1 protein-coding gene is annotated in these 808 nt (G+C 31.4%); it reads right to left on the bottom strand.

Annotated features, from left to right (window positions below; genetic code table 11):
• Positions 1-314: 314 nt before the first annotated feature.
• On the bottom strand, positions 315-683 hold the full coding sequence (locus tag Q0739_RS14910) for a hypothetical protein (protein WP_298239532.1): 369 nt from the start codon (positions 681-683) through the stop codon (positions 315-317).
• Positions 684-808: the final 125 nt, after the last annotated feature.

Genomic DNA, 808 nt, shown 5'->3' with positions numbered 1-808 from the left:
ACTATTGATCCTATATTTTCGATTGTTACAATAAACCTGGGAAGATCCAAAAGTCGGGCTTATTAAACCCAACGGTTACGTATATGGAAAGTTGCGTGTTTGTGTGCGAGGATTTTCCAAAGGAAAATCAGAAGCAAGCAAACAAAGCAACTCACATTGGTTAAGCACAAAATAGCAATTTTTTATATACAATGTTGCCATTTCGTTGTTTTTCCAGAGTTCACATTATTTGATTCGGTTTCGTCTTTAATTTTTCAGAGTTAGAGTGAGTAATTCTTTTATATTTTCTGTCATTTAATTCCGTTTTGCAATGGCTATTCTGTTTTTAATTCCAAGTTTCTTTTCGAAGAGCCATTTAAATATTTATAAATCATAATTAACACAAAAAATAAATTCAGAGTCCAAATACCCGAACCGACAAAAATCAACTGCTTCGCTTTAGAATTAAATTCGTTGAATTCACTAAATTCAGAGATTACTGCTCCGAGAAAATAAAGATTGATTAGAAAGAAAATAATCCCGAAAGTCAGTCCTGAAATTCTATTTTTAAAAAATATTTGAAGAACTAAGATTCCCACAATTCCAATAAAAATTGGATTAATATAAAATGGCGGTGAGTATCCAGCCAAAATCGCTAAAATTATAAAGTAGTATTCTGGTGATTTTAAAAGTATTGATTTCATTTTTCGTTCATTTTTATTTCAGTTTGAGTTCATTCTGCCAATGAATGGCAACGTTTATGTATAAGATTAGTGCGGTTTTGTGTGCGAGGATTTTCCGCAGGAAAATCAGATGTAACAAAACAGGA

Source organism: uncultured Algibacter sp. (assembly GCF_947487605.1).
In the GTDB taxonomy this organism is placed as follows: Bacteria; Bacteroidota; Bacteroidia; order Flavobacteriales; family Flavobacteriaceae; genus Algibacter_D.
The sequence above is the reverse complement of the archived record's forward strand: the minus strand, read 5'-3'. Positions and strand labels throughout refer to the sequence as shown.